A 22,421-nucleotide genomic window follows, 5' to 3' on the forward strand; every position below is an offset into this window, starting at 1 on the left:
TAGGGCATGAGACCATTTCAGATCGATACCGCCCACGCCCGCCATTTAGCCCGTGACCTGCATTCAAACGCGCAAGGAGACAACCCGCCCCACCCGGCATTGCCCGAAGATCCGGCTTTTACCGGGTTCAATGAGGCCGTTCATGCCGCCTTGGACAATATTGGGGCGCGGATGACCATGCTGCGCCGCGATATGGGCCATATTGCGCAGTCTTCCTTCCAGATGTCACGCGAGGCGGAAGACTCCGATGCGGCGTTGCGCGACTCCCTCGAGGCGGCGATGTAAGTGCTTGCTACTGCCATTAAGAATATTGCCGCGCTGCAGCCCTCGCCGCTTCCCGATGTCCAGCTTCCCCGCGTCCCAGATATCTCCGCCGTACCGCCACTTGCGGATATCGCGCACGGTGACGCCTCCCAACTTATCGCCGCCGCGGATCTCCTTACCGGCGATAACGAGACCGTCTCCGCCGTACTTGGCCAGGCGCGCAGCCTTATCGCAGCGGCCGCCGGCGATATCTTCGGCATCGGCACGCAGCTCATCCGCGCCGCTGCGCCCATCGCGATGGGATTTATCTCCCTCGACCCCGCCTCTCGCGCCACAGCACTTGCCTCACTTCGCTCCGTGATAGATGAGCATATTGGCTTGGCGATGGCCCGGGTTAACCGCCTGAAAAACGAGCTCACCAATGCTGCTGCGGCCCTTTTGTCTATCTCCCAGCGCCCGGTGGAATCCGCCGTGGGCCAGCCCCAGCAAGCCATGGCTGCCGCGGCGACGCACACGGCCGTGGCCCCTCCAGCAGAACTGGCCGCTGCTCCCACACCGAACCCGCCGGCGAGTACCGAAGCCGGATCGGGCGCAGGCCGGGCGGCCGTTGCCGCGGCCAAGAGCCAATTGGGCCGACCTTATACCTGGGGCGGAACAGGCAACGGCGGCTTTGACTGCTCGGGGCTTACACAATGGGCCTATTCCCAGGCAGGGGTGGATATTCCGCGCACGGCGGACCAACAGGCCATCGGCAAGCAGGTCAGCGCTGATCAGCTCCAGCCCGGCGATCTGGTGGTTTGGGATGGCCATGTGGCGATGTATTCCGGCAATGGCGAGATCGTGGAGGCCGGCGACCCCGTGCAGACTAACCCGCTGCGGACGAATAATATGGGCATGCAATTTAAGGGCTTTTGGCGGCCGACTGCCTGACAAGCGCCCGGCAATTCCGCGGGGCCGCAGGGGCGTTGGGTATGCTAAAAGGCCATGAGTACCCGTGCGATTGTGCCTATTAAGCTCTCCCTGACTGAGGGCGATTTTTATACCCTCTGGGCGCCCAAGTGGCGCGAAGGCGGCTCCGAATGGCAAGCCTTTTTGGGCGACGATGACTCCGTCTTGGTCTTTGACTCCCCCGCTGAGCTGCTGTGCTACCTGGAGTCCGATGCCAAGCATGACCTGCTAGATCACCCGCAGTGGGAACAATTTGCCGCCCGCCCAGCGCACCGCGTTACCCCAGCCAAGCGCGATGAATACGATCTGATTGGCATGCCGGAAGCCCTCGCTGGCCGCCCCAGCCACGCCAATGTCGCAACCGTGGCGCGCAACCTCGAGGTGGCATCTGCCCTTGCCGATGTCGCCGCTGCCGAACAAACCACCATCTTCTTCGCCACCCACTCCATCCTGCGCAACGTCTCCCGCGGCGCCGATCACTACTCCGGTGAGCAGGGGCTGAATGAGTGGACCGGCGTCGGACGGGTCATCTTGACCAATTGGAAGAAGGTCATCGCGGATTTGGATAAAAGCGTCCGCGTCGTTCCTAGCGATGAATTCGATGCCTCCGCTATCTCCGATGCCGAAACCCGCATCTCCGAGGCCGCGGACGCCGCCGACGCTGCCGCCAAGGAAGCTGAAGAAAAGCGTAAGGCCGCGGCGGAAGCCGCCGACCCTTATGACGAGTCCCCTTGGGCCGCCGCCGGAATCGACCCGATTAAAATCACCGCACAGTCCAAGTCCGTCTACACGCTGCGCACCTACTTGGACGGCAAGCCCATCTTCTTAGGCAAATGGGGCGAAATCTTTACCTTCGATTCCTCCAAGACGCTGGTGCGGTGGCTCATCGATAATGATGACCACGACTTGGCGCGCGTATCCACCTGGCAGGACGTTGTCACCGCCGCCAATGCCGGTGAACTCGAGGTCCAGGTCCACCCGGATAACCAGTATTCCTTTAATGGCATCGTGCGCGATATTGAAAAGGGACCGGAAGCGGTCGACTCCGACCAACTAGCCCGCTGCTACGAGGTCTGCGCCGATGCCGCGGACTGGGCCGGGGACGATTCCATTAACTCCTATATGCTGGCGAACCCACGCTTGCAGGACTACCTGGGCTACATGCTCGGTTCCACCGAGCACGCAGGCTACGTCCCATCGAAGCCGTATAACGAGCATGCGGAGTCCTGGAAGGGTCTTGAGAACATGCTAATTAAGCGTTTTTCCCGCTTTTAAGTTTTTACTCTGCCCTGCGGACTACCGGCTCTAGCTACCTCAGCTGCCGGGAGCCGTTACTAACAGAAGACCGCCCCAGTCCAGCCACTCCTCACAGTGGAGCGTGGACTGGGGCGGTTGCTGCATTTTCACCTACACCTCATTCCGCATCAAGTGCGGCTAGAGGTGGGAGCCGAGGTGCTCGATAAGATCTCCCAGCATTCTGCGCGATTGGGGCGCGCGCGGGCGTACCTGATCGAAGCCGTGATAGGCACCTGCATACACATCAAGTGTGGTCTCGACTCCGGCGTCCTGCAGTGCGGTAGCAAAGGCCACGGATTCATCATGAAAAAGATCGATGTCTCCCACGCCGATCCACGTGGGCGGCATCCCCGAGTGATCCGAACGCGTCGCCGGCGATGCATACGGTGGCAGCGGGGCTTCTAAATGGTCCTTTCCTAAGTACATATCCCAGGCGCCGCGATTTAAGTTCGGCGGACAAATAAACTGCCCCACCGCACCCTCTTTAGCAATGGTGCGGTGATCAAGCATTGGATAGACCAATCCAAGCGCTCGAATGGGACGGTCTTCATCCACCGTGCGCTGGGCAAGGCCTGCGGCCAAGCCGCCGCCGGCGCTATCGCCAGCGACCGCAATGCGCGAAGTATCCGCGCCTAAAAGCTCACCGTTTTCCTGCATCCAGCGCAAAGCGGCATAACACTCTTCCAGATCCGCAGGAAAAGGTTCCTGCGTGGATTTGAGATAGCGCGGTGCAATGACAATGGCCCCCAACTCCGATGCGATGAGCGAAGTTTGGGGATCATGCATCGCCGGGCCACCGAGCAGGTGACCTCCGCCGTGAATCCACATCACCACGGGACGTGGCTCGGCTGGCGTTCCATCTCCGCGTGGAGTAATAACGCGGGCACGGAATGCTTGGTCTTCAAAAGAACAAGATAGCTCTTCGATGTCCACCGGGCGCCACTTCGGACGTGCCACGTCCATATTGGCAAATAGCCTGCTCGTTCGAGCGAATCGATCACCCGAGAGCAAGTGCAGCGGCAGGTACAGTAATGGGCTGCGAAGCTCAGGTGCAACGCTGCGCAGATAAGGACGACGACTCTTTATATACGCCGACGCCCCTACTACCGCGCTGCCTGCAGCGAGAGCTTTCAGCGCCCGCATTAAAAGTCGCGCAGGATGCGCTGTGCCAAAGGCTCAGACGATGCCGGGTTCTGACCGGTGTACAGGTTGCGGTCAACCTCAACATAAGGCTGCATCGGATCGGTCTGCTTGAAATCAGCGCCGAGTTCGCGCAGGCGGGTCTCAACAACCCACTTGGCAGCGGCGATGGTCTCCTCGCCCTCTTCGGCGTTGGTAAAGCCGGTCATGGTGTAGCCCTTGAGTGGCCAGTTATCATTGTCCAGTGCGAGCAATGCGGCCGGTGCGTGGCAGACTAGGGACAGAGCGCGACCGGATTCGATGCGCTCCTGCAGCAGCTTGGCGGAGTCCTGGTCATAAGCCAAGTCCTCCATCGGGCCGTGGCCGCCGGGGTAGAAGACGAGGTCGTAGTCAGCTTCCTTAACATCGGCCAAGTTCAGTGGGTCTTCCAGGTCTGGACCGATTTCTGCGAGGTAATTCTCCTGCTCGGCGCGGTCGCCCTCAGACAATACCTCGAGGCTGTACTCGTCTACCACTGGGGCCTTTGCGTTCGGCGTAGCAAAGTCGATATCCCAACCAGCGTTCTTAAAAACGCGGTGCGGAGCGATGAGCTCCTCGGCCCAGTAACCGGTAGGGCGGGCGCTGCCATCAGCAAGCGTCCACTTATCAGCGGCGGTAACAACGAATAGTGCGGAAGGCATGTCTTCCTCCTTTATGTAGATTAACTCTCTATTACTTTTCGGAAGCGTTGTCATTCAGGTTCATTGAGAACCCGGAATCTTGGAGCGACTCCTCAGTATCGGGGCCGGCAAGTTCCGGAACGGAGAGGTCCTCGTAGGCCGGAAGGACAACGGTCTCAAGGATACGCTGCCTTGTCTCCTCCGTGCCGAAAATATTTTCAATCGCCTTCACGGTGAGATCGAAAAACTCCTCCAAGCCGTACCCAAAGGTCTCGCTCAAGGCGAGAAATTGCCTGCTCAGCGTGGAATCGCCGGAGGAGACCGAGCAGGTAAAACCAAGCTGCTGCAACAGGGGCAGCGGATGATCCGTCAGCTCCTCAACGTCATCCAAGGGCGAGAATACCAATGGAATGTGTCGGTCGCGGATCCATCCGGAAGCTTTACCTGGGCGGATTCCATCGACATCGGCGGTGAAATCATCAATCATATTTACTGGTCGCAGCAAGCGGTTCACGCCGGCCTGGGCGGCGCTTGCGGTGGCGGAGAATTCCTCGCCCACCGCGATTTGGGTAGGCAGGTACTTCGTGCGGAACTCCGCCGCGGCGGCAGCGCTACCTTCCGGTAGGGTGTAGCCCGCAACGCCCGCAGCATCCCCTGCGTTAGCCGCCGGCTCTGCTGCCTCAAGGACAAACTGAATCTCAAGATCGCCGAAGCGTTCCGCGGCCACCTCGCGCACGATTGCAGAGGTATCGAAAGAATAAGCCGCGGGGTTGAGCTGCAACTCGGCGTAGACCACGTGGTCATCGGCAAGCTGGGCGCACTGTTCGCGAATATCCGCGTTCAATTCCTCCGCGGTGCTGGCCTGCGAACGGACCGGTTCCCACAGGGATACCTTGGGCAGTTGTTCCACCACGCTCTCGGCGGAATCCTTATTTTCGGGGCTAATTAAAGGTGCATCATGCATGCGCACCATCGTAGGCACCAGCCCTGGGATGCGCCATGTCAGCGTTCTACTTGCGCGGCTTCCTCTTGACCACCTCAGCGTTTGCAAGATCGTCGTGCGAGCCGCGCAGGTTGTTTTCCTCATTAATGGTGGTCGCGTGCACCACCGCGCCCAACATGCCCACCAATTGCCCGATACCAGGAATCAAGTTAATTAGGCGCCACCACTGGCGCTTGGCGGACTGGCTGAGGCTGAGCTTTTCCTTCGTATCCACATCCCGCACGGTATAGCCGGCAAGAATCTTTGCCGGGCTAGCGCCCAACCAAACTTCGCTGCCCAGAACGTAGACCACCATGACGATGCAGAAAACGACAAAGGACAGGGCTTCTACATCCACGAGCTCGTCAACACCCGCGCCAAACGCACTGCTGATGCCACCGGCCAAGAAGAAATCCAAGATGCCCATGCCAATGCGCGTGCTTTGCGAAGGCCGTTCCTGTGCCTGTTGCTGGAACGGCACCGGCGGGGCAGCGAACGACGGCGACATCTGCTGCTGCGATGATGCGTGCTGACCAAATGGGTTTTGCGCGTACGGGGAGCTATATGGGCTGGGCTGGGCAAAATCCGGCGCCTGCTCCGGACCACCCTGCGGTTGATCGTGGAAGCTTTTCTGCGAGCGCGGTGCCGGGGACCACTGCCCCACCGAACTCAGCGTGCCGAGCTCGCCCCACGTCGGGCGAAGGCCGGTGCGCAATGCTTCATCGTATTCGGCCCTCTTTTTCGCCGAGCCCAAGATGCTGGCCGCTATGCGTAGCTGTACGCGCCGCGGCTCATCGGGGTTATATCCTTGCTGCCCGAGCTTGATATCTTTTGCTTCCAATAAAACGGAAAGCTCATCCTCGTCACCACTGCGGTCGAGGTCCCACTTTTCGTAGAAGTCTGGGGCAATATCATCGGCGTTCATAGTGTCCTATCTTAAAGGTAAAGAGCGCAGCGATCCTCACCCGTAGGGAGGATTTTTATTTCCGGCGGAAAAGCTTCGCCACACCCACGGCCGCAGCGCCCAGCGCCGCGCCCACGCCGAAGACCGCACCTGCTGGTGCGCCCTCACGTACCTCGTTGCGCACGCGAATAACGGCAGGTTCTGGAACCGGCGGGTGCGCGTACTTCAGGGATTCTGCGGTCGTCGCAGTCCATGCGGAAATATAAAGCACCACGCGCCACACCAAGTACATGACGATCATCAGGACGATGACCGGGCCAAAGACCGCACCGGCCGGACTGCCGGTGGCAGAGGACATGATCACTGTGGACAGCTGCTTGATGGCCTCGAACGCCACCGCACCGATGGCGGCGCCGGTAAAGCCGGACTTCTTAGGCACCTTCGTGCGCGGCAGGATCATAATCAGCCACCACATGACGATGAAGTTGGCGATAAGCCCCAGCAGCAGGCCACTAAAGAAGAACACGTAGCCCATGCCAGGAAAGGAATCGATGCCTAAGAGGTCAAATACCTTCTGCGTAAGCCCAGAGGAACCCGCCGCGGTCACGCTGAAGGCCACGACGAAGGCGACGATCAGGCCGATAAGGCCCAGAAGATCCGAGAACTTCTTCTTCAGGAAGGAGCCACCGTCGTTGGCATCGATGCCCCACATGGCAGAAATGCCGATGCGCAGATGGTTCATCCAGCCCAGTCCGGACCACAAGGTGGTCAAACCACCGATACCGAACATGGCACCGCGCTGGTCAATGGCCTTATCCAAGATCTCATTGACCGACTCGCTGAGGTTCCCGTCAATGGAGTCCGTGATATAGGACTGGAGATCATTGAGCAGGTCTTCGCGGTTAGCAAGGACAGCGGCGATGGTGGCCACCAGCAGCATCGCCAACGGGAAAATGGACAGGACCGAGTAATAGGTAATGCCAGCGGAAAATTGGTTTCCGCCCTCTGCGGCATAGCGCTCTTGCATGCGCATGAGGTGGTCAACCATGGGCGATTTACGCCGGACCTTATCTATCGCCCCCGGATCATCGGCGTTCGCGCGCTCGATGCCGTAGTGGTCCGTCTTTTTAGAGGAGGATTGCGTGGTGGTGGACACGTGCTTCCCTTCTTGTTCGCACAGCGTTTATCCTCGTATAGCGTAGCTGGCAAACACCCACTTGTCCCTTGGTGGGGTGGGTTAAGGGGTATCTACTACCTGCGCGGGCGGGGAAGGAAACCGACTTTTTCATAGACGGCATCGACAAGCGGCTGCGCTACCTCCTGTGCGGTCTGGGCGCCGCGCTCCAGGATGCGCTCCAGCTCGCCGCGATCCGCCATGAGCTCGTCGTAGCGCTGCTTGAGCGGGGTGGTAAAGGCCTCGAGCGCCTCCGCGGTATCCACCTTCAGGTGCCCGTAGCCCTGGCCGGCGTACTTTTCCACCAAGGAGTCGATGGACTCGCCGGTCAGTGCGGACTGGATGACCAGCAAGTTCGATACGCCCGGCTGGTTTTCCCGGTCGAAGGCGACGGTGCCCAGGTCATCGGTGACGGCGGACTTGATGCGCTTGGCAGAGGTCTTCGGGGCGTCAAGCAGGTTGATCAAGCCCTTGGGGTTGGGGCCGGACTTAGACATCTTGGACGTCGGGTCCTGCAGGTCATAGATCTTCGCCGCGCCCTCTGGAATGAACGGCTCCGGCACGTGGAAGGTCTCGCCGTATTTATTGTTGAAGCGCTCGGCCAGATTGCGGGTGAGCTCCATGTGCTGGCGCTGATCCTCGCCCACCGGCACGTAATCCGGCGAGTACAGCAGGATATCGGCCGCCATCAGGATGGGGTAGGTAAAAAGGCCCACCGAGGTGCGATCGGCGCCGCGCTTGGCGGATTTATCCTTGAATTGCGTCATGCGGGAGGCCTCGCCGAAGCCGGTCAGGCACTGGAATACCCAGGTCAGCTCCGCATGGGCGGGCACGTGGGACTGGACGAAGAGGGTGGACTTCTCCGGGTCAATGCCCAGCGCGATGAGCTGTGCCGCACCCGCCATGGTGCGGTTGCGCAGCTCCTCCGGATTTTGCTCCACGGTAATCGCGTGCAGATCCGGGATGAAGTAAAAGGCATCGTAGCCTTCCTGCAGGTCAATCCACTGTTTCAGCGCTCCCAAGTAATTTCCCAAGTGATAGGAATCAGCGGTGGGCTGGATGCCGGAAAGTACGCGGGATGCGGAATTAGATGCAGTGGAATCAGTCATGTCAGGTAATGTTACTCCGTCATTTTTGCTTGCTGATTGGCCGCCCCAAGATGTTGCGCGGCGTCATCAAAAATCGAGACCAGCCGGACGCCGCGGGTAACGTGCGGCGTCCACGAGGTATCAATCACGTCATCGAGGTTGCCATCCTCCAGCGAGGTCACATACGCCTTGACCTGCTCCAATGCTTCCTGGGTATAGCTGCGGAGCTTGCCGATGTCCTGCGTGGTCACCGCACGCGCTTCCTCCGCCGATTGGCCATAGCCCATGGCATCCGGCAGGTCGAGGTCGTAGCGCTGCCACAACTCTTCTTCCCCAGTCAGTTGCGCTAGCTGCAGGTCTGCCATGCGGCCGGTGTGCCATAGCAGCCACGTGATCGAATTCGGGTGATCACCAAAGTGCGCATTGGCGGTCTCGTTAGTCAGATCCGGCAATGCGGCGAGCGCATCGAGCGGGCGTTGCGCCATGTCCGTAAGCAGATCGATAGCCCTCATCGCCAGACCGCGCCCTTAGACCTTGCGGGAGGTGGGACTGACGATGTCCATGAAGACGGCGAAACCGGTCACCATTAAGGCACCGCCGACGCCCATGAGGACGATGGGGCCAAAGAAGGCGAAGGACGGTCCGACAGCGGTCCACCACCAGATGCTCAGGGCGAGGATTACGGCGCCAAGGACAAAAGGAATAATTGCGCGAGCCATGAACTTTCTCCGTTGCAGATTTCGAAATTTTTAACGTGTTTATACTAGCACTACTGCTTGTGCTTGGGGGTCCTTTGCCTGCCCACATCCTCCTTGTTGAAGGTCCATTGCTGCTGTACATCCACTCCCCTCGCTCCCGGCGAGTGCTTGCCGCTGGGGCGGGTAATGGATGGGTGGGCAGGCGGCCGCGCGATCCGGTTGCTATTTAGATCCTCGAGGCTGAGCGGCGAGGCAAAATCGCTTGCGGTGCGCCTGCTGCGGCCCAGCGGCCGGGTAATCGGGCTGGCGTAGCGGGTGGCCGCGCCCGCCTTCCGCTTGGCCCGGCGGGCACCATCGCGCACGATGCGCGCCGATAGCCGCAGGCGCGGATCCATCTGTTGCTCGCCGTCGCGGTACTCGAAGACGGGCAGGCCCTTCTTAAAGTAGATAGCCGCAAGGCGCGCGCTAAAGCAGACTAGGGCGGTGATGATCGCCGTGGGTTCCTCGGATAGCCCGGCGCGCAGGAGGATCATGTACAACCCGGCCGCCAGAATCGAGATGGCCGCATAAAACTCTCCGGAGAATACCAGCGGAATGCGGTCTGAGAGCAGATCGCGCAGCACGCCGCCGAAGACGCCGGAGATAACCGCTGATACAGAGGCGATGATGAAGCCATAGCCCAAGTGCGCGGCAATCTGGGTGCCCAGCACGGAAAAGACCGCCAGCCCCAAGGCATCGAGGATGAGGAAGAGGTGGCGGAAATAGTGCATGAGGAAGGACATCCCCACCGTGACGATGGCGGCGGCGATGACGATGACCAGATAGATGGGGTGTTCCACCCAGGTCAGCGGCGGATCCGCCAGCACGATATCGCGGACGGTGCCACCGCCTAGCGCCGTGATGGAGGCGATCATCGTCACGCCGAAGAGATCGAGCTTTTGCCGGCCGGCCGATAGCGCAGCCGTCATGGACTCGGCGGTAATGCCGATGACGTACAGGACGCTAAATAGCAGCGACATCAGGCGTATTCCACCAGCAGCGGCGAGTGATCGGACCAGCGCTGCTCTACGGTCGGGGCCTTATCCACCCAGGTGCGCTGCGCGCGATCGAGCAGCGGCTGGGTTGCGGCCTGGTAGTCAATGCGCCAGCCCGCATCGTTATTGAAGGCCTGGCCGCGGTAGGTCCACCAGGTATACGGGCCGTCGGCCTCTGGGTGGAGGCGGCGCGCCACGTCGAACCACTGCGGCGCGGTGGCCGGCTCCCACGGGGTGGTGCCCGCGTAGTCCACGACGCCGAGCCACTCGCCCAGGTTCTTTTTCTCCTGCGGCGCCTCATCCGGAAAGCTACCGAAGATATGGTCCATAAAGGCGCGTTCTTCCGGCAGGTGGCCGGCCTTCTTCTCGTTGGCTTTATTATTCTTCAAATCCTGGGCGCGGTGGCAGATATTCCAGTCGCCACCGATGACCATGTCCTTATCGGCGTTTTCTGCCAGCACAGAATCGAATTCATCCAAGAAGCGGTATTTTTCATCCAGCTTTGGCGAATCGGTATCGCCAGAAGGCAAGTACAGCGAGGCAACGCGGATATCGCGGGTGGTCGCGGCAATCCAGCGGCCGGCATCGGTAAAGGAGCCGAAGCCGATTTCGAAATCGGCAAGCGGCGTGCGAGAGAGGATGCCTACTCCGGCGCGGCCCTTGGCGGCGGCATCGGCAAGCTCCAAGTGCCAGCCGGCTTCCAGGGCGGGTGCCAGGGCCTTTCTGGCTTGATCTGGGGTGGCGCGTACCTCTTGCATCAGCACGATATCGGCCGGGGTCTGCTCCAGCCAGGCATTCATGCCGGGGTTGTTTTCGTTGCGCTGCTTGCACGCGGCGCGGATTCCATTGACGTTGACGCTAGCGATGGTATGGCTCATGGTGCTCCAGAATATAGGCGTGTGCGGTGGTACTTCTAGCTGCGGCCTGCAAGGCGTTTTTTATCCCACATTGTTATCGCCCACACAACGCAACCCGCGGCCGCCAAGCCGGCGCCCGCCAGCGCCGGGGCGGAATAGCCCAGGCCCGCACCGACGACGATGCCGCCGATGGTCGCACCGGCTGCGTTCGCGATATTGAGCGCGGACTGGTTGAGCGCGGCGGATAAGGTCTGGGCATCGCCCGCCACGTGGACCAAGCGCAGCTGCAGCGACGGCACCAACGTGGAACCCATAAATGCCACCATGCCAAAGCAAATGGTGGCCGGGATGGCGTGGCTGGAAAGGAAATAGAAGGCCGTAAGAATGATGATCAAGCTGGCCAGGGCGAAGATGATCCCGAATTCGAGATTGCGGTCCGCCAACCAGCCGCCGAAGGCATTGCCTATCGTCATGCCAATGCCGTAGGCCATGAGCACGACCCAAATCAGGCTATCGCTCAGGCCAGCGACCTCCGTCATGGTCCAGGAGATATAGGTATAGACGGAGAACATGCCGCCGAAACCCACCACGCCCATGATGACGGTGAGCCACACCTGGCTGTTTTTAAAGGCGCCGAACTCGGTGCGGATATCGGTCTGTTTCATCTCCGTCATGTGCGGCATGAGGAAAAACAGGGCTACGGCGGTAATAAGGCCGATGAGCACGACCACCAGGTAGGCCGCGTGCCACCCCAGCGCGGAACCCAGGGCCTGTGCCGCGGGCACGCCGATGACCGTGGCGATGGCAAGGCCCATGCCCACAAAAGCCATGGCCTTGCCGCGCCCGCCGGGAGGGGCCATCGACGCCGCGGACAGGTTAGCCACGGAGAAGTACGCTCCGTGGGGCATGCCGGCGATGAATCGAGCCACCATGAGCACCCAGTAATTCGGCGCGAGTACCGACAGCAGGTTGCCCACCACCAAAAAGCCGATGAGCAAGAGGATGAGGCGGCGGCGCGGGAGCTTGCCGGTAAACGCCGCAATCAGGGGCGCACCGACCACTACACCGAGCGCGTAGGTGGTAATCAGCGTGGAGGCGGTATCCTCAGAAACGCCGAAATCCTCCGCGATCAGCGGCAGCAGGCCCATCGAGACGAACTCGGTAGTACCGATAGCAAACGCACCAAGGGCCATCGCCACCATGACGATGGTGCGGCGCGCAGTAGAAATCTCCGTCTGGCGGGGCAAAGGCCGACGGTGAATGCGGTGTTCATGGGCGCTGCGCGGGCTTAACTGATCGATAATTTTCACGAGGGGCGACGATACACCCCACCTGCGCATAAAGCATGTTCAGGGCGTGGACAGGTGAAGAGATTTACCCAGCGCATGGCCCCGTGACCGATGCCACCTAGCCCCGGAATGTACCGAGCGCTCCACATGGAGCGGACAAAATCGGTAATCTGGTCACCTGAAGAAATTTTCCCACATTTAATAGGAGAATCATGGCTAAGATTACGTGGACCCGTACCGATGAGGCGCCGCTTCTGGCGACCTACTCCCTCAAGCCCATCGTGGAGGCCTTCGCTTCCACCGCGGGCATTGACGTAGAAACCCGCGATATTTCCCTGGCTGCCCGCATCGCCGCGCAGTTCCCAGAGCGCCTCACCGAGGACCAAAAGGTGGAAGACGCCCTGGCTGAACTGGGCAAGATGGCCAAGACCCCAGAGGCTAATATCATCAAGCTGCCGAATATCTCGGCTTCCCTGGTGCAGCTGAAGAAGGCCATCGCCGAGCTGCAGGCCGCCGGCTACGACCTGCCTGATTACCCGGATAACCCGTCCACCGACGAGGAAAAGGACATCGCGGCCCGCTACGATTCCGTCAAGGGCTCCGCTGTTAACCCCGTCCTGCGTGAGGGTAACTCCGACCGCCGCGCGCCGGAGGCCGTAAAGAACTTTGTTAAGAAGCACCCGCACCGCATGGGCGAGTGGTCCAAGGATTCCAAGACCAACGTCGCCACCATGGACGATAACGACTTCCGCCACAACGAGAAGTCCGTCATCATCCCCGAGGAAGACACCCTGTCCATCGTGCTGAAGACCGCCGACGGCGAGCAGACCCTGCTGCCGGAACTGCCGGTTCTTAAGGACGAGGTCATCGACGGCACCTTCATGTCCGCCAAGGCCCTCGATGAGTTCCTGCTCCAGCAGGTCAAGCGCGCCAAGGAAGAGGGCGTGCTCTTCTCCACCCACCTGAAGGCCACCATGATGAAGGTCTCTGACCCCATCCTCTTCGGCCACGTCGTGCGCACCTACTTCGCCGATGTCTTTGATAAGTACGGCGACGAGCTCATCTCCGCCGGCCTCAACGGCGAAAACGGCTTGGGCTCCATCCTGGAGGGCTTGGACAAGCTCGACAATGGCGAGGAAATCAAGGCAGCCTTCGAATCCGCGCTTGCCGATGGCCCCGATCTCGCCATGGTCAACTCCCACAAGGGCATCACCAACCTGCACGTTCCTTCCGATGTCATCATTGACGCCTCCATGCCGGCCATGATCCGCACCTCCGGCCACATGTGGAACAAGAACGACGAGGAGCAAGACACCCTCGCCGTTATCCCGGACTCCTCCTACGCCGGCGTGTACCAGGCCGTCATCGAAGACTGCAAGGAAAACGGCGCCTTTGACCCCACCACCATGGGTACCGTGCCAAACGTCGGCCTGATGGCTAAGAAGGCCGAGGAGTACGGCTCCCACAACAAGACCTTCAAGGTGCCCGCAGCCGGCACCGTTGAGGTCCGCAACTCCAAGGGTGAGGTGCTCATCGAGCACGACGTCGAGGCCGGCGATATCTGGCGCGCCTGCCAGACCAAGGACGAGCCGATCCAGGACTGGGTTAAGCTCGCCGTCAACCGCGCGCGCCTGTCCGGTATGAAGACCATCTTCTGGCTCGACCCAGAGCGCGGCCACGACCGCAATATCCAGTCCCTCGTGGAAAAGTACCTCAAGGACCACGACACCGAGGGCCTGGACATCGAGATCCAGGATCCGGTCACCGCTACCAAGACCTCCATCGAGCGCATCCGCCGCGGCGAGGACACCATCTCCGTGACCGGTAACGTGCTGCGTGACTACAACACGGACCTCTTCCCCATTCTCGAGCTGGGCACCTCCGCCAAGATGCTGTCCGTGGTTCCGCTGATGGCAGGCGGCGGCCTCTTCGAGACCGGTGCCGGCGGCTCCGCCCCGAAGCACGTCCAGCAGGTGGAGGAAGAAAACCACCTGCGCTGGGACTCCCTCGGTGAGTTCTTGGCACTGGCCGAGTCCTTCCGCCACGAGAACCAGACCAACGGCAACGAGAAGGCCGGCGTGCTGGCCACCACCCTGGACAAGGCCACCGAGCGCCTGCTGAACGAGGGCAAGTCCCCATCCCGCAAGGCGGGCGAGAACGACAACCGCGGTTCCCACTTCTTCCTGGCTACCTTCTGGGCCGAGGAGCTGGCTAACCAGACCGAGGATGCCGATCTCGCGGCCGCCTTCAAGGACGTCGCCTCCGAGCTTTCCGGCAAGGCCGATGAGATTTCCCAGGCTCTTATCGATGCCCAGGGTGATCCCGCCGACCTCGGCGGCTACTACTGGCCCAACGACGAGAAGACCTCCGCTGTCATGCGGCCTGTCGCACAGTTCAACGAGATCATCGATGGCCTGAAGAAGTAAAGCCGCATCCGGTTTCTAGCCACAGACCGCCTCGATTACTCCTAGGAGTTCGAGGCGGTCTTTTCTTGCTTCGTTCGCCGAAAACCCGGACAAAACAGCCGCTTTTATCACCAAATCAACCCATCTACCTGCGCAAACTTTTTCTTGCTCGTTTCTTGCTTCTCAAGTATCATTGCCGCTACACAGCGACTGTGAATCTTTCCAAACTTCAACGAGGCAACCAGAATGGCACCGCTTAATGACGCAACTCCCGAGCAACTCGTTGCTCGAGTTAATCGCTTTCGCTCACTCCCCGCAGAACTTCCCTGGATTGAATTCAAAGTCAACTCGGCAACCTCAGGTCCCGAAATCGCCCGTTACATTAGTGCGCTTGGAAACTCAGCTACCCTCAATGATGAAACCGCCGCTTATCTTATCTGGGGAATTAACGATGACCGTCAGATTGTCGGCACATCTTTTTCCTGGCAAACCACCAAGGGGAAAGGAAATGAGGATCTCCTCCCCTGGCTGAGCAGGGCAATTATTCCCACGCCTCAATTGAAATTCCTTGACGTCGAGATTGGAAACAAGCTCGTTACGATGTTACGAATCGCAGCACCACACGAGGCTCCTTTTGCATACGAAGGTCAACGGCACTTTCGTCAAGGCAGCTACACCAAGCCCCTACTCAACTACCCCAAAGTTGAGCGCGAACTATGGCAGAAGCTCAGCCAGTTCGAAGCAGAAACGTCGTTAGTCGCCGAGGGATTGACCGCAGCCGAGGTGGTCGACTACCTTTCCGCTGAAGCCTTCTTTGCAAATCGCCCCGAAGTTCCTCGCATCAGTGGCACAGCCCTGGCTGACCTGTTTAAGGAGCACGGTGCCGTTAGCTACACCCACGAACTTGGATGGTGCATTCCTGCGTGGTCGGCACTGATGTATGCACATCGTTTATCTGACTTTACGCAGCTTCGAAACCTAGGCCCCCGTGTCTTGCAGTTCAACGGCACGAACCGCACAAGCACCAAACGCGAATGGAACTTCGACGAGGGCTACGCCCTTTCTTTCCCCAAGGTGATGGAGCTATTCGCCACAGTGCGCCCAGGAGGAGAGTCCATCGACGCATCGGGGCGCCGCGTGGTGACCCCAGAGCTTCCGCGCATCGCCTTTCGCGAGGTCTTGGCCAATGCACTCATGCACCAAAACCTTGACGACTCAGGCAAATACTTGACCGTGGAGATATTCACCGACCGAGTGGAGATCACCAATCCTGGCGCGCCACTGGTTAGCCCACAACGCTTTATCGATAGCGCATCTTTCACGCGCAACCCCAAATTGGGCGAAGCCCTACGCCAGGCCCATTTTGTGGAACAGCGCGGCAGCGGGTGGGACAAGATCGTGTCTGCACTGGAGGCTGAGCATTTCCCGCCTGCTCTCATTCGTACCAACGGCTCAACAATGGTCACTTTGAGTGCATTCCGCACTTTTGCGTTGATGTCACCCGCCGAGAGAATACAGGCAACGTATCAGCACACAGCACTCGGTTTTCTGGACAATCGCGTAATCAACAACGCATCGATCCGTAAACGCTTTGGTCTTAAAGACACACAGGCTGCTCAGGCGACTCGCTTACTTAACGCCACTGCCGAAGAAGGCCTGATTCGCCCTTACGATCCTAACGCCGGCGCACGTGCCATGCGCTACGTTCCGTTCTGGGCGGACTAGACTCACTCACCGCCGGTCTTTCTTGCTTCGTTCGCCGAAAAACTGGCCAAAACAGCCGCTTTTATCACCAAATCTACCCATCTAACTGCGCAAACTTTTTCTTACTCGTTTCTTGCTTCTCAAGGCAAAACGGTTGAGTCCGCTAGCGTGGTGTAGACCTCGTGATAAGCCTCGCGCCCGTGCACAATAAGGCGACCACCATATCGATCCAACGGGCCTGACCTCCGCCTCGCCGGCGCTGTATTAGCTGAGCAGCATATGGATTGGATTCCGCAGAAACTCTTTACATGGCCGGCGAGCACAAGCTGCTAGCCAAGGAAACCAGGAACAACTTCATCGATGGCCTGAAGAAGTAAGAGCTTTCTCACCAACTAGATTTCACCGCGCGTTCCTTTCGCCAGGGCGCGCGGTGTCGTCGTTTTCGCCTCCCTCGTTTTCACACAACTGAAAAAATTTTTCACTCTCCGGGAACCAGGTTTGCCTAAGTTCCGACTATTAGTGCAGTTGATATCAGCACCCATGCAACTGACCACTAAGCACGAAAGAGAACTATTTTATGAGTCGGACGACTCTGCGTTCCTTTATCCAACGCATACACTTTTACGGCGGCATGTTCGTCGGCCCCTTCATCCTTATCGCGGCATTGACCGGCTGCCTCTATGCACTGGCGCCCACCCTGGAAAAGTTTGCTTACCGCGACGTCATGACCGTCGAGGAAGTAAATAACCCAGTAAGCCTGGAGGACCAAATCAGCGCTGCCCAGAAGGAGCACCCGGATATGCCGGTCTCCCAGGTATGGCCGGCGGAATCGGCGACGGACTCTACGCGCGTGCTGGTGGCGGATCCGGGCATCGACGAGAGCCTGCAGCGCACCGTGTTTATTAATCCGGCCGATGGCGAGGTCATTGGTGACTACCCCACTTATTCTGGCCTGGGCGAAATGCCGCTGCGCCGCTGGATCTCTTCGCTGCATGAAAGCTTCCACCTGGGCCAGCCGGGCGAGCTGTATTCCGAGCTAGCCGCTTCCTGGCTGTGGGTCTTGGCCTGCGGCGGGCTCTACATGTGGTGGATTCGCCGCCGGCCCAAAAAGGCTGCCTCACCGCTAAAGAACCAACCGCAGCGCTCCAAGCGCTGGAAGGCCACCCACCTGCACTCCACGATGGGCGCATGGATTTTCATCGGGCTCATTGGCCTGTCCGCTACCGGCATCACCTGGTCCCAGCTGGCCGGCGGGAACGTCAATTCCGTGGTAGAGAAGATGAACTGGAAGGCCACGCCGGTAGAAACCGCGCTGGTCACCGATTCCTCCGCCGATGCCACACACGATGCCCACGCCGGGCACGAAGGCCACGGTGCCCACGGCGCTCACGGTGGGGATGCGGAGGCTCCGGGCGAGGCTCCGGATCCGGAGGTCATCGCCGAGCAGGCAGAGCGCGTCTACGCCACCGGCCGCGCGGAAGGCCTGACGGGCCCGCTGCGCTTGTACGCCCCGGAGGACACCGACTCGGGGTGGAAGGTTAGCGAGCGCTGGGTCGAGTGGCGCTACACCTCTGATGAGGTATCCGTCGACGGTTCCACCGGCGAGGTCATCGACCGCCTGCCCTTCTCCGAGCTGCCGCTATTTAGCAAGCTCAGCAGCTGGGGCATCTACCTGCACATGGGCATCATGTTTGGCCTGCCGCTGCAGATCGCCCTTTTTGCCCTCGGCCTCGCCATCGCCGCCATGGTTGTTCTGGGCTACTACATGTGGTGGAAGCGCCGACCGCAATTCGCCCCTGGCTCCAAGCGGCACTTCTCCTGGGCCACCACCGGCCTGGGCGCTCTCTTTGCCGCAACCGTCGGTGTATTTATGCCGCTTTTGGGCATTACCCTTGCCGCATTCCTCGTACTAGACATCATCGTGATGAATACTGGAAAGCGAAAGGCCACGCCGCCGCAGAAGGAGCAGGATGAAGACGCGGAGCTAGTAACGGTGGGCTAGCCTTCTTAGTGAAAGCCATCACAGATGGGTGGAGTTAATGGGTACATTGGTCATTTATGACTAATCCATTACTCCACCCTTCATCGTTGCCCTACCAACTCCCGCCGTTTGCGGAGATTAAGGTCGAGCACTACCGCCCCGCTTTCGACGAAGCGCTCGCGCGCCACGACGCCGAGCTCACCACCATTACCGAAAACACCGCCGCCCCCACGTGGGAAAACACCGTGGAGGCCCTCGAGCGATCCGGCCAAGATCTCGACCGCGTGATGTCGGTCTTTGGCAATCTTTCGGGCACGGACGTCACTGATGAGATGGAAGAAATCGCCGCCGATATCCATCCGCGCCTTTCCACCCACTACGATGCGATGTACCAGGACGAAAAGCTCTACCAGCGCATCAAGGACGCCACCCCACCCGCCGGCGATGAGGAGGGCGCGCGCCTGCACGAACACCTGCTGCGCACCTTTGCGCGCCAGGGAGCGGATCTCGATGCCGCCGGCAAGGCCCGCCTATCCGATATCAACCAGCGTCTCTCGGCCCTCTCGGAGGAATTCGGCCGCAATCTCATGGCCTCCACGCGCGAGCGCGCCGTCGAGTTCACCGAAGAAGAGCTCGAGGGCCTGCCGGCCGAGCGCATCGCCTCGGCCAAGGCGGATGCCAAGGCCCTAGGCCGCGAAGGCTACGTCATCCCGCTCGAGCTGCCCACCGTGCAATCGGAGCAGTCCCGCCTGGCTAGGGAGGGGGCGCGGAAGAAGCTCTATGCGGCATCGGCAAGCAGAGGCTCCGAAAACAACATTCCAGGGCTTATCGAGGCCGTCCAGCTGCGCGCCGAACGCGCCGAGCTGCTGGGGTATGCTTCCCACGCCGATTACGTCATCGCGGAAGAAACCGCTGGCAGCGCCGACGCCGCGCGCGACATGCTCGCAGACCTCGCCCCCGCGGCCGCGGCCAATGCCGCCGGCGAGCACAAGCTATTAGCCGAGGAAGCCACGCTCAACGAGCAAGACTTCCACGCCGCGGACTGGCCCTACTGGGAATCCAAGGTCCGCGCCCGCGACTTCTCGCTCGACGAAGAGGAGTTGCGCCAGTACTTCCCCCCTGGACAAGGTCCTCACCCAGGGCGTATTCGCCGCCGCCGAGCGCCTGTACGGCATTTCTGTGGTTCCGCGCGAGGACCTGGAGGGCTATGCCGAGGGCGTGCGCGTCTGGGAGGTGCTCGACAAGGGTGTCGAGCACGGAGAAAATGACGAACACGAAGATAACGTCGAGCACGGCGATAAGGGGATTGGCCTGCTGCTCACAGACTATTTCGGCCGCCCCACCAAGCGCGGTGGCGCGTGGATGAGCCAGTTTGTGGGCCAATCAGGCCTGCTGGAGCGCAAGCCGGTCATCGTCAACGTGCTGGGCATTACCAAGCCCGCCGATGGTTCCCAGCCCCTGCTGAGCCTGGACGAGGTACACACCCTCTTCCACGAATTCGGCCACGCCTTGCACGGGCTGCTTTCCGATGTCCACTATCCCACCTTCGCCGGCACCAACGTCCCGCGCGACTGGGTGGAGTTCCCCTCGCAAATCAATGAGAACTGGGCGCTGGATAAGCAACTGGTCAAGCAGTATGCGCGCCACGTCGACACCGGCGAACCGATCCCCGATGAGCTGCTCGATGCCGTGACCGCCGCCTCCGAATTTGGCCAGGGTTTTGCCACCTCGGAGTACTTGGCGGCCTCCATTATCGATTTGGCGTGGCATTCGCTCAGCGCCAAGGACGCCGCAACGCTGGAGGCCACCCCGGAGGCCGTGGACGCATTCGAGGAGGAGGCCCTGCGCGCGGTGGGCCTGGATAACCCGCACATCGCCCCGCGCTACCGCTCGACGTACTTCAACCACATCTTCGCCGGCGGCTACTCCGCGGGCTACTACTCCTACCTGTGGGCGGAGGCGCTCGATGCCGATGGCTTCGAGTGGTTCAAGGAACAAAGCGATCTGCGCGCCGCAGGACAAAAGTTCCGGGACCTTATCCTCTCCCGCGGCGCCTCCCGCGATTTCGGCGCGGCCTACCGCGACTTCCGCGGGCGCGATAAGGACGTCGCTCCGCTGCTCAAGCGCCGCGGCCTATCCGGCGCCTAGCGGATACTGGCCAGCCAGGCGGCGTGCACGCGCGCCTCATCGTTTTCTTCCGGGTGAAAGCTCAAAGCGGTGACGGCGCCGTGGCGCACGCCCACGACCGCTTCCTCCGCGCCGTCGCGCGGCACGGTCGCGATGACCTCCACGCCTTCACCGACGCGGGTGACCAGCGGGGCGCGGATGAAGCTCGCCTCGATGGGCAGCGTTTCTTCCCCAACCGCGACCGGCACGGTGCGCTCGGCGGAAAAGCGCTGGTTGCCAAAGGCATTGCGCCGCACGGTGATATCGAGCAGCCCCAGTGTCTGCTGGCCTGGCGAGGGGTTATCCAGCTCGCGGGCGCAATAAATCAACCCGGCGCAGGTAGCGAGCACGGGAAGGCCTGCGGCCGCGGCCTCGCGCAGCGGGTCGGCCACGCCGAAGGTGCGGGCGAGCTTGTCGATGACACTCGACTCCCCGCCCGGAATCACCAGCCCATCCAGGCCTTCAAGGTCGCGCGGCACGCGCACCCGGCGCGTCCCCGCCCCCAAGCCGTCAAGGACGCGCAGGTGCTCTTCCACGCCTCCCTGCAGCGCGAGCACCCCGATCGTAGCGCTTGCTTCTTCTGGGTGTGCCACGCGATTACCAGCCGCGCTCGGCCAGGCGGTGCGGTGCCGGCACATCGCCGACATTGATGCCGACCATGGCCTCGCCCAGGCCGCGGGAGAGCTTGGCGAGCTCGGCGGGGTCATCGTAAAGCGTGGCGGCCTTCACGATGGCCTCCGCGCGCGCCGACGGGTTACCGGATTTGAAGATGCCGGAGCCCACGAAGACGCCTTCGGCGCCCATCTGGCGGACGAGAGCGGCATCGGCAGGCGTGGCCACGCCACCGGCAACGAAGAGGACGACCGGCAGCTTGCCCGTCTCCGCAACCTCCGCAACCAGGTCATACGGCGCCTGGAGTTCCTTGGCGGCGACGTACAGCTCGTCGCGGTCGAGGTGCTGCAGGCGGGCGATTTCCGCGCGAATGGTGCGCAGGTGCTTGACGGCCTCGGAGACATCGCCGGTGCCGGCCTCGCCCTTGGAGCGAATCATGGCCGCGCCCTCGGTGATGCGGCGCAGGGCCTCGCCCAGGTTGGTCGCGCCGCACACGAACGGCACGTCGAAGTCCCACTTATTGATGTGGTTGACGTAATCGGCTGGGCTGAGCACCTCGGACTCATCGATGAAATCCACGCCAAGCTCGCCCAGAATCTGTGCCTCGACGAAGTGGCCGATGCGCGCCTTCGCCATCACGGGGATGGATACGGCGTCGACGATGCCCTCGATAAGCTCCGGATCGGACATGCGGGCCACGCCGCCCTGGGCGCGGATATCGGCAGGCACGCGCTCAAGTGCCATGACGGCGCTTGCGCCCGCATCCTCGGCGATGCGCGCCTGTTCCGGGGTTACGACGTCCATGATGACGCCGCCCTTGAGCATGTCAGCTAGTCCACGTTTCACGCGCGTGGTCGCAATGTTTTCGGTCATGCGCTCTATACTGCCCTGCTCAAGTGGTACAAGTAAAGAACCATTTCTCGCGTGTTGGGTTGTACCACTTATACTGTGTTTATGCCCCTGCGCCTCGACCCCGCCGATACGCGCGCCCTGCCGGTGCAAATCGCCGACGCCGTGCGCGCCGATGCCACCTCCGGCGCGCTGCTGCCCGGCGAAGCTGTGCCCTCCACCCGCGCGCTGGCCACGCAGCTCGGGGTATCGCGCGGCAGCGTGGTCACCGCATATGAGCAGCTCACTGCCGAGGGCTACCTCAGCGCGGAAGTCGGCTCCGGCACCGTCATCAACCCCCGCCTGCCCCACAGCCCGCCGCCGCGCGATAC

20 protein-coding genes and 1 pseudogene are annotated in these 22,421 nt (G+C 61.0%); 8 read left to right on the forward strand and 13 right to left on the reverse strand.

The genetic code is table 11. The features are described 5' to 3' along the window. The first annotated feature begins 6 nt into the window (after window positions 1–6). Genes ABRP98_RS08280 through ABRP98_RS08290 form a run of 3 tightly spaced genes read left to right on the forward strand, consistent with a single transcriptional unit; the run spans window position 7 to window position 2,487 of the window. On the forward strand, window positions 7–285 hold the full coding sequence (locus tag ABRP98_RS08280; RefSeq protein ID WP_349858616.1) for a chemotaxis protein: 279 nt from the start codon (window positions 7–9) through the stop codon (window positions 283–285). Then, a complete protein-coding gene (locus ABRP98_RS08285; protein ID WP_349858618.1) occupies window positions 286–1,194 on the forward strand; it encodes a C40 family peptidase in 909 nt (302 codons plus the stop codon). Window positions 1,195–1,248: 54 nt separating this feature from the next. Continuing rightward, window positions 1,249–2,487: a SatS C-terminal domain-containing protein gene (locus tag ABRP98_RS08290; RefSeq protein WP_349836590.1), complete on the forward strand. Its 1,239-nt coding sequence runs from the start codon at window positions 1,249–1,251 to the stop codon at window positions 2,485–2,487. Between the two features lie 159 nt (window positions 2,488–2,646). On the opposite strand, the gene ABRP98_RS08295 is transcribed toward ABRP98_RS08290, so the two are convergent. The 11 genes from ABRP98_RS08295 to ABRP98_RS08345 all read right to left on the reverse strand — a co-directional run bounded on the left by ABRP98_RS08295 (window position 2,647) and on the right by ABRP98_RS08345 (window position 12,354). After that, entirely contained in the window at window positions 2,647–3,471 is an 825-nt protein-coding gene (locus ABRP98_RS08295; protein WP_349858620.1) for an alpha/beta hydrolase fold domain-containing protein, read from the reverse strand. Window positions 3,472–3,650: 179 nt separating this feature from the next. After that, complete coding sequence (locus tag ABRP98_RS08300; RefSeq protein WP_023025374.1) at window positions 3,651–4,328, reverse strand: type 1 glutamine amidotransferase domain-containing protein; 678 nt, start codon at window positions 4,326–4,328, stop codon at window positions 3,651–3,653. Between the two features lie 31 nt (window positions 4,329–4,359). Beyond that, a complete protein-coding gene (locus ABRP98_RS08305; RefSeq protein ID WP_349858622.1) occupies window positions 4,360–5,271 on the reverse strand; it encodes an amidohydrolase family protein in 912 nt (303 codons plus the stop codon). A 46-nt stretch (window positions 5,272–5,317) separates the two neighbouring features. Continuing rightward, window positions 5,318–6,214 (reverse strand): RDD family protein, encoded by an 897-nt coding sequence (locus ABRP98_RS08310; protein ID WP_349858624.1) that lies wholly within the window; start codon window positions 6,212–6,214, stop codon window positions 5,318–5,320. Window positions 6,215–6,269: 55 nt separating this feature from the next. Next, the gene (locus ABRP98_RS08315; protein WP_023016827.1) at window positions 6,270–7,349 is read right to left on the reverse strand and encodes a YhjD/YihY/BrkB family envelope integrity protein; all 1,080 of its coding nucleotides are present in this window, start codon (window positions 7,347–7,349) and stop codon (window positions 6,270–6,272) included. Window positions 7,350–7,444: 95 nt separating this feature from the next. Beyond that, a complete protein-coding gene (trpS, locus tag ABRP98_RS08320; RefSeq protein ID WP_284781868.1) occupies window positions 7,445–8,476 on the reverse strand; it encodes a tryptophan--tRNA ligase in 1,032 nt (343 codons plus the stop codon). A gap of 11 nt (window positions 8,477–8,487) precedes the next feature. Beyond that, a complete protein-coding gene (locus ABRP98_RS08325) occupies window positions 8,488–8,967 on the reverse strand; it encodes a DinB family protein (RefSeq protein WP_349858625.1) in 480 nt (159 codons plus the stop codon). Window positions 8,968–8,982: 15 nt separating this feature from the next. Further along, a complete protein-coding gene (locus tag ABRP98_RS08330; protein WP_349858626.1) occupies window positions 8,983–9,174 on the reverse strand; it encodes a hypothetical protein in 192 nt (63 codons plus the stop codon). Window positions 9,175–9,224: 50 nt separating this feature from the next. After that, window positions 9,225–10,172 (reverse strand): trimeric intracellular cation channel family protein, encoded by a 948-nt coding sequence (locus ABRP98_RS08335; protein WP_349858628.1) that lies wholly within the window; start codon window positions 10,170–10,172, stop codon window positions 9,225–9,227. Then, window positions 10,172–11,065 (reverse strand): exodeoxyribonuclease III, encoded by an 894-nt coding sequence (locus tag ABRP98_RS08340; RefSeq protein WP_349858629.1) that lies wholly within the window; start codon window positions 11,063–11,065, stop codon window positions 10,172–10,174. Before ABRP98_RS08340 ends, ABRP98_RS08335 begins: the two co-directional genes overlap by 1 nt. Before the next feature lie 35 nt (window positions 11,066–11,100). After that, window positions 11,101–12,354: an MFS transporter gene (locus ABRP98_RS08345; RefSeq protein WP_349858631.1), complete on the reverse strand. Its 1,254-nt coding sequence runs from the start codon at window positions 12,352–12,354 to the stop codon at window positions 11,101–11,103. Between the two features lie 191 nt (window positions 12,355–12,545). Between ABRP98_RS08345 and ABRP98_RS08350 the strand changes: the two genes are divergently transcribed. The 4 genes and pseudogenes from ABRP98_RS08350 to ABRP98_RS08365 all read left to right on the forward strand — a co-directional run bounded on the left by ABRP98_RS08350 (window position 12,546) and on the right by ABRP98_RS08365 (window position 20,571). Beyond that, a complete protein-coding gene (locus ABRP98_RS08350) occupies window positions 12,546–14,759 on the forward strand; it encodes an NADP-dependent isocitrate dehydrogenase (RefSeq protein ID WP_349858633.1) in 2,214 nt (737 codons plus the stop codon). A 225-nt stretch (window positions 14,760–14,984) separates the two neighbouring features. Then, on the forward strand, window positions 14,985–16,463 hold the full coding sequence (locus tag ABRP98_RS08355) for an ATP-binding protein (RefSeq protein ID WP_349858635.1): 1,479 nt from the start codon (window positions 14,985–14,987) through the stop codon (window positions 16,461–16,463). A gap of 556 nt (window positions 16,464–17,019) precedes the next feature. Beyond that, complete coding sequence (locus ABRP98_RS08360; RefSeq protein ID WP_349858637.1) at window positions 17,020–18,444, forward strand: PepSY-associated TM helix domain-containing protein; 1,425 nt, start codon at window positions 17,020–17,022, stop codon at window positions 18,442–18,444. A 56-nt stretch (window positions 18,445–18,500) separates the two neighbouring features. Then, window positions 18,501–20,571, forward strand: a pseudogene (locus ABRP98_RS08365) (M3 family metallopeptidase). Here ABRP98_RS08365 and pdxT read toward each other — a convergent pair. Together pdxT and pdxS are read right to left on the reverse strand one after the other, a co-directional pair. Next, on the reverse strand, window positions 20,568–21,227 hold the full coding sequence (gene pdxT / locus ABRP98_RS08370) for a pyridoxal 5'-phosphate synthase glutaminase subunit PdxT (RefSeq protein ID WP_502878792.1): 660 nt from the start codon (window positions 21,225–21,227) through the stop codon (window positions 20,568–20,570). The pseudogene ABRP98_RS08365 and the gene pdxT overlap by 4 nt on opposite strands. Beyond that, complete coding sequence (gene pdxS, locus ABRP98_RS08375) at window positions 21,187–22,074, reverse strand: pyridoxal 5'-phosphate synthase lyase subunit PdxS (RefSeq protein ID WP_126318381.1); 888 nt, start codon at window positions 22,072–22,074, stop codon at window positions 21,187–21,189. The genes pdxT and pdxS overlap by 41 nt, the downstream gene beginning before the upstream one ends. Before the next feature lie 81 nt (window positions 22,075–22,155). Between pdxS and ABRP98_RS08380 the strand changes: the two genes are divergently transcribed. Further along, on the forward strand, window positions 22,156–22,421 hold a 266-nt coding region (locus tag ABRP98_RS08380; RefSeq protein ID WP_349858642.1), incomplete at its 3' end, for a GntR family transcriptional regulator.

Origin of the sequence: Corynebacterium sp. KPL2838 (genome assembly GCF_040225455.1) — a bacterium.
Classification (GTDB): Bacteria; Actinomycetota; Actinomycetes; order Mycobacteriales; family Mycobacteriaceae; genus Corynebacterium; species Corynebacterium rhinophilum.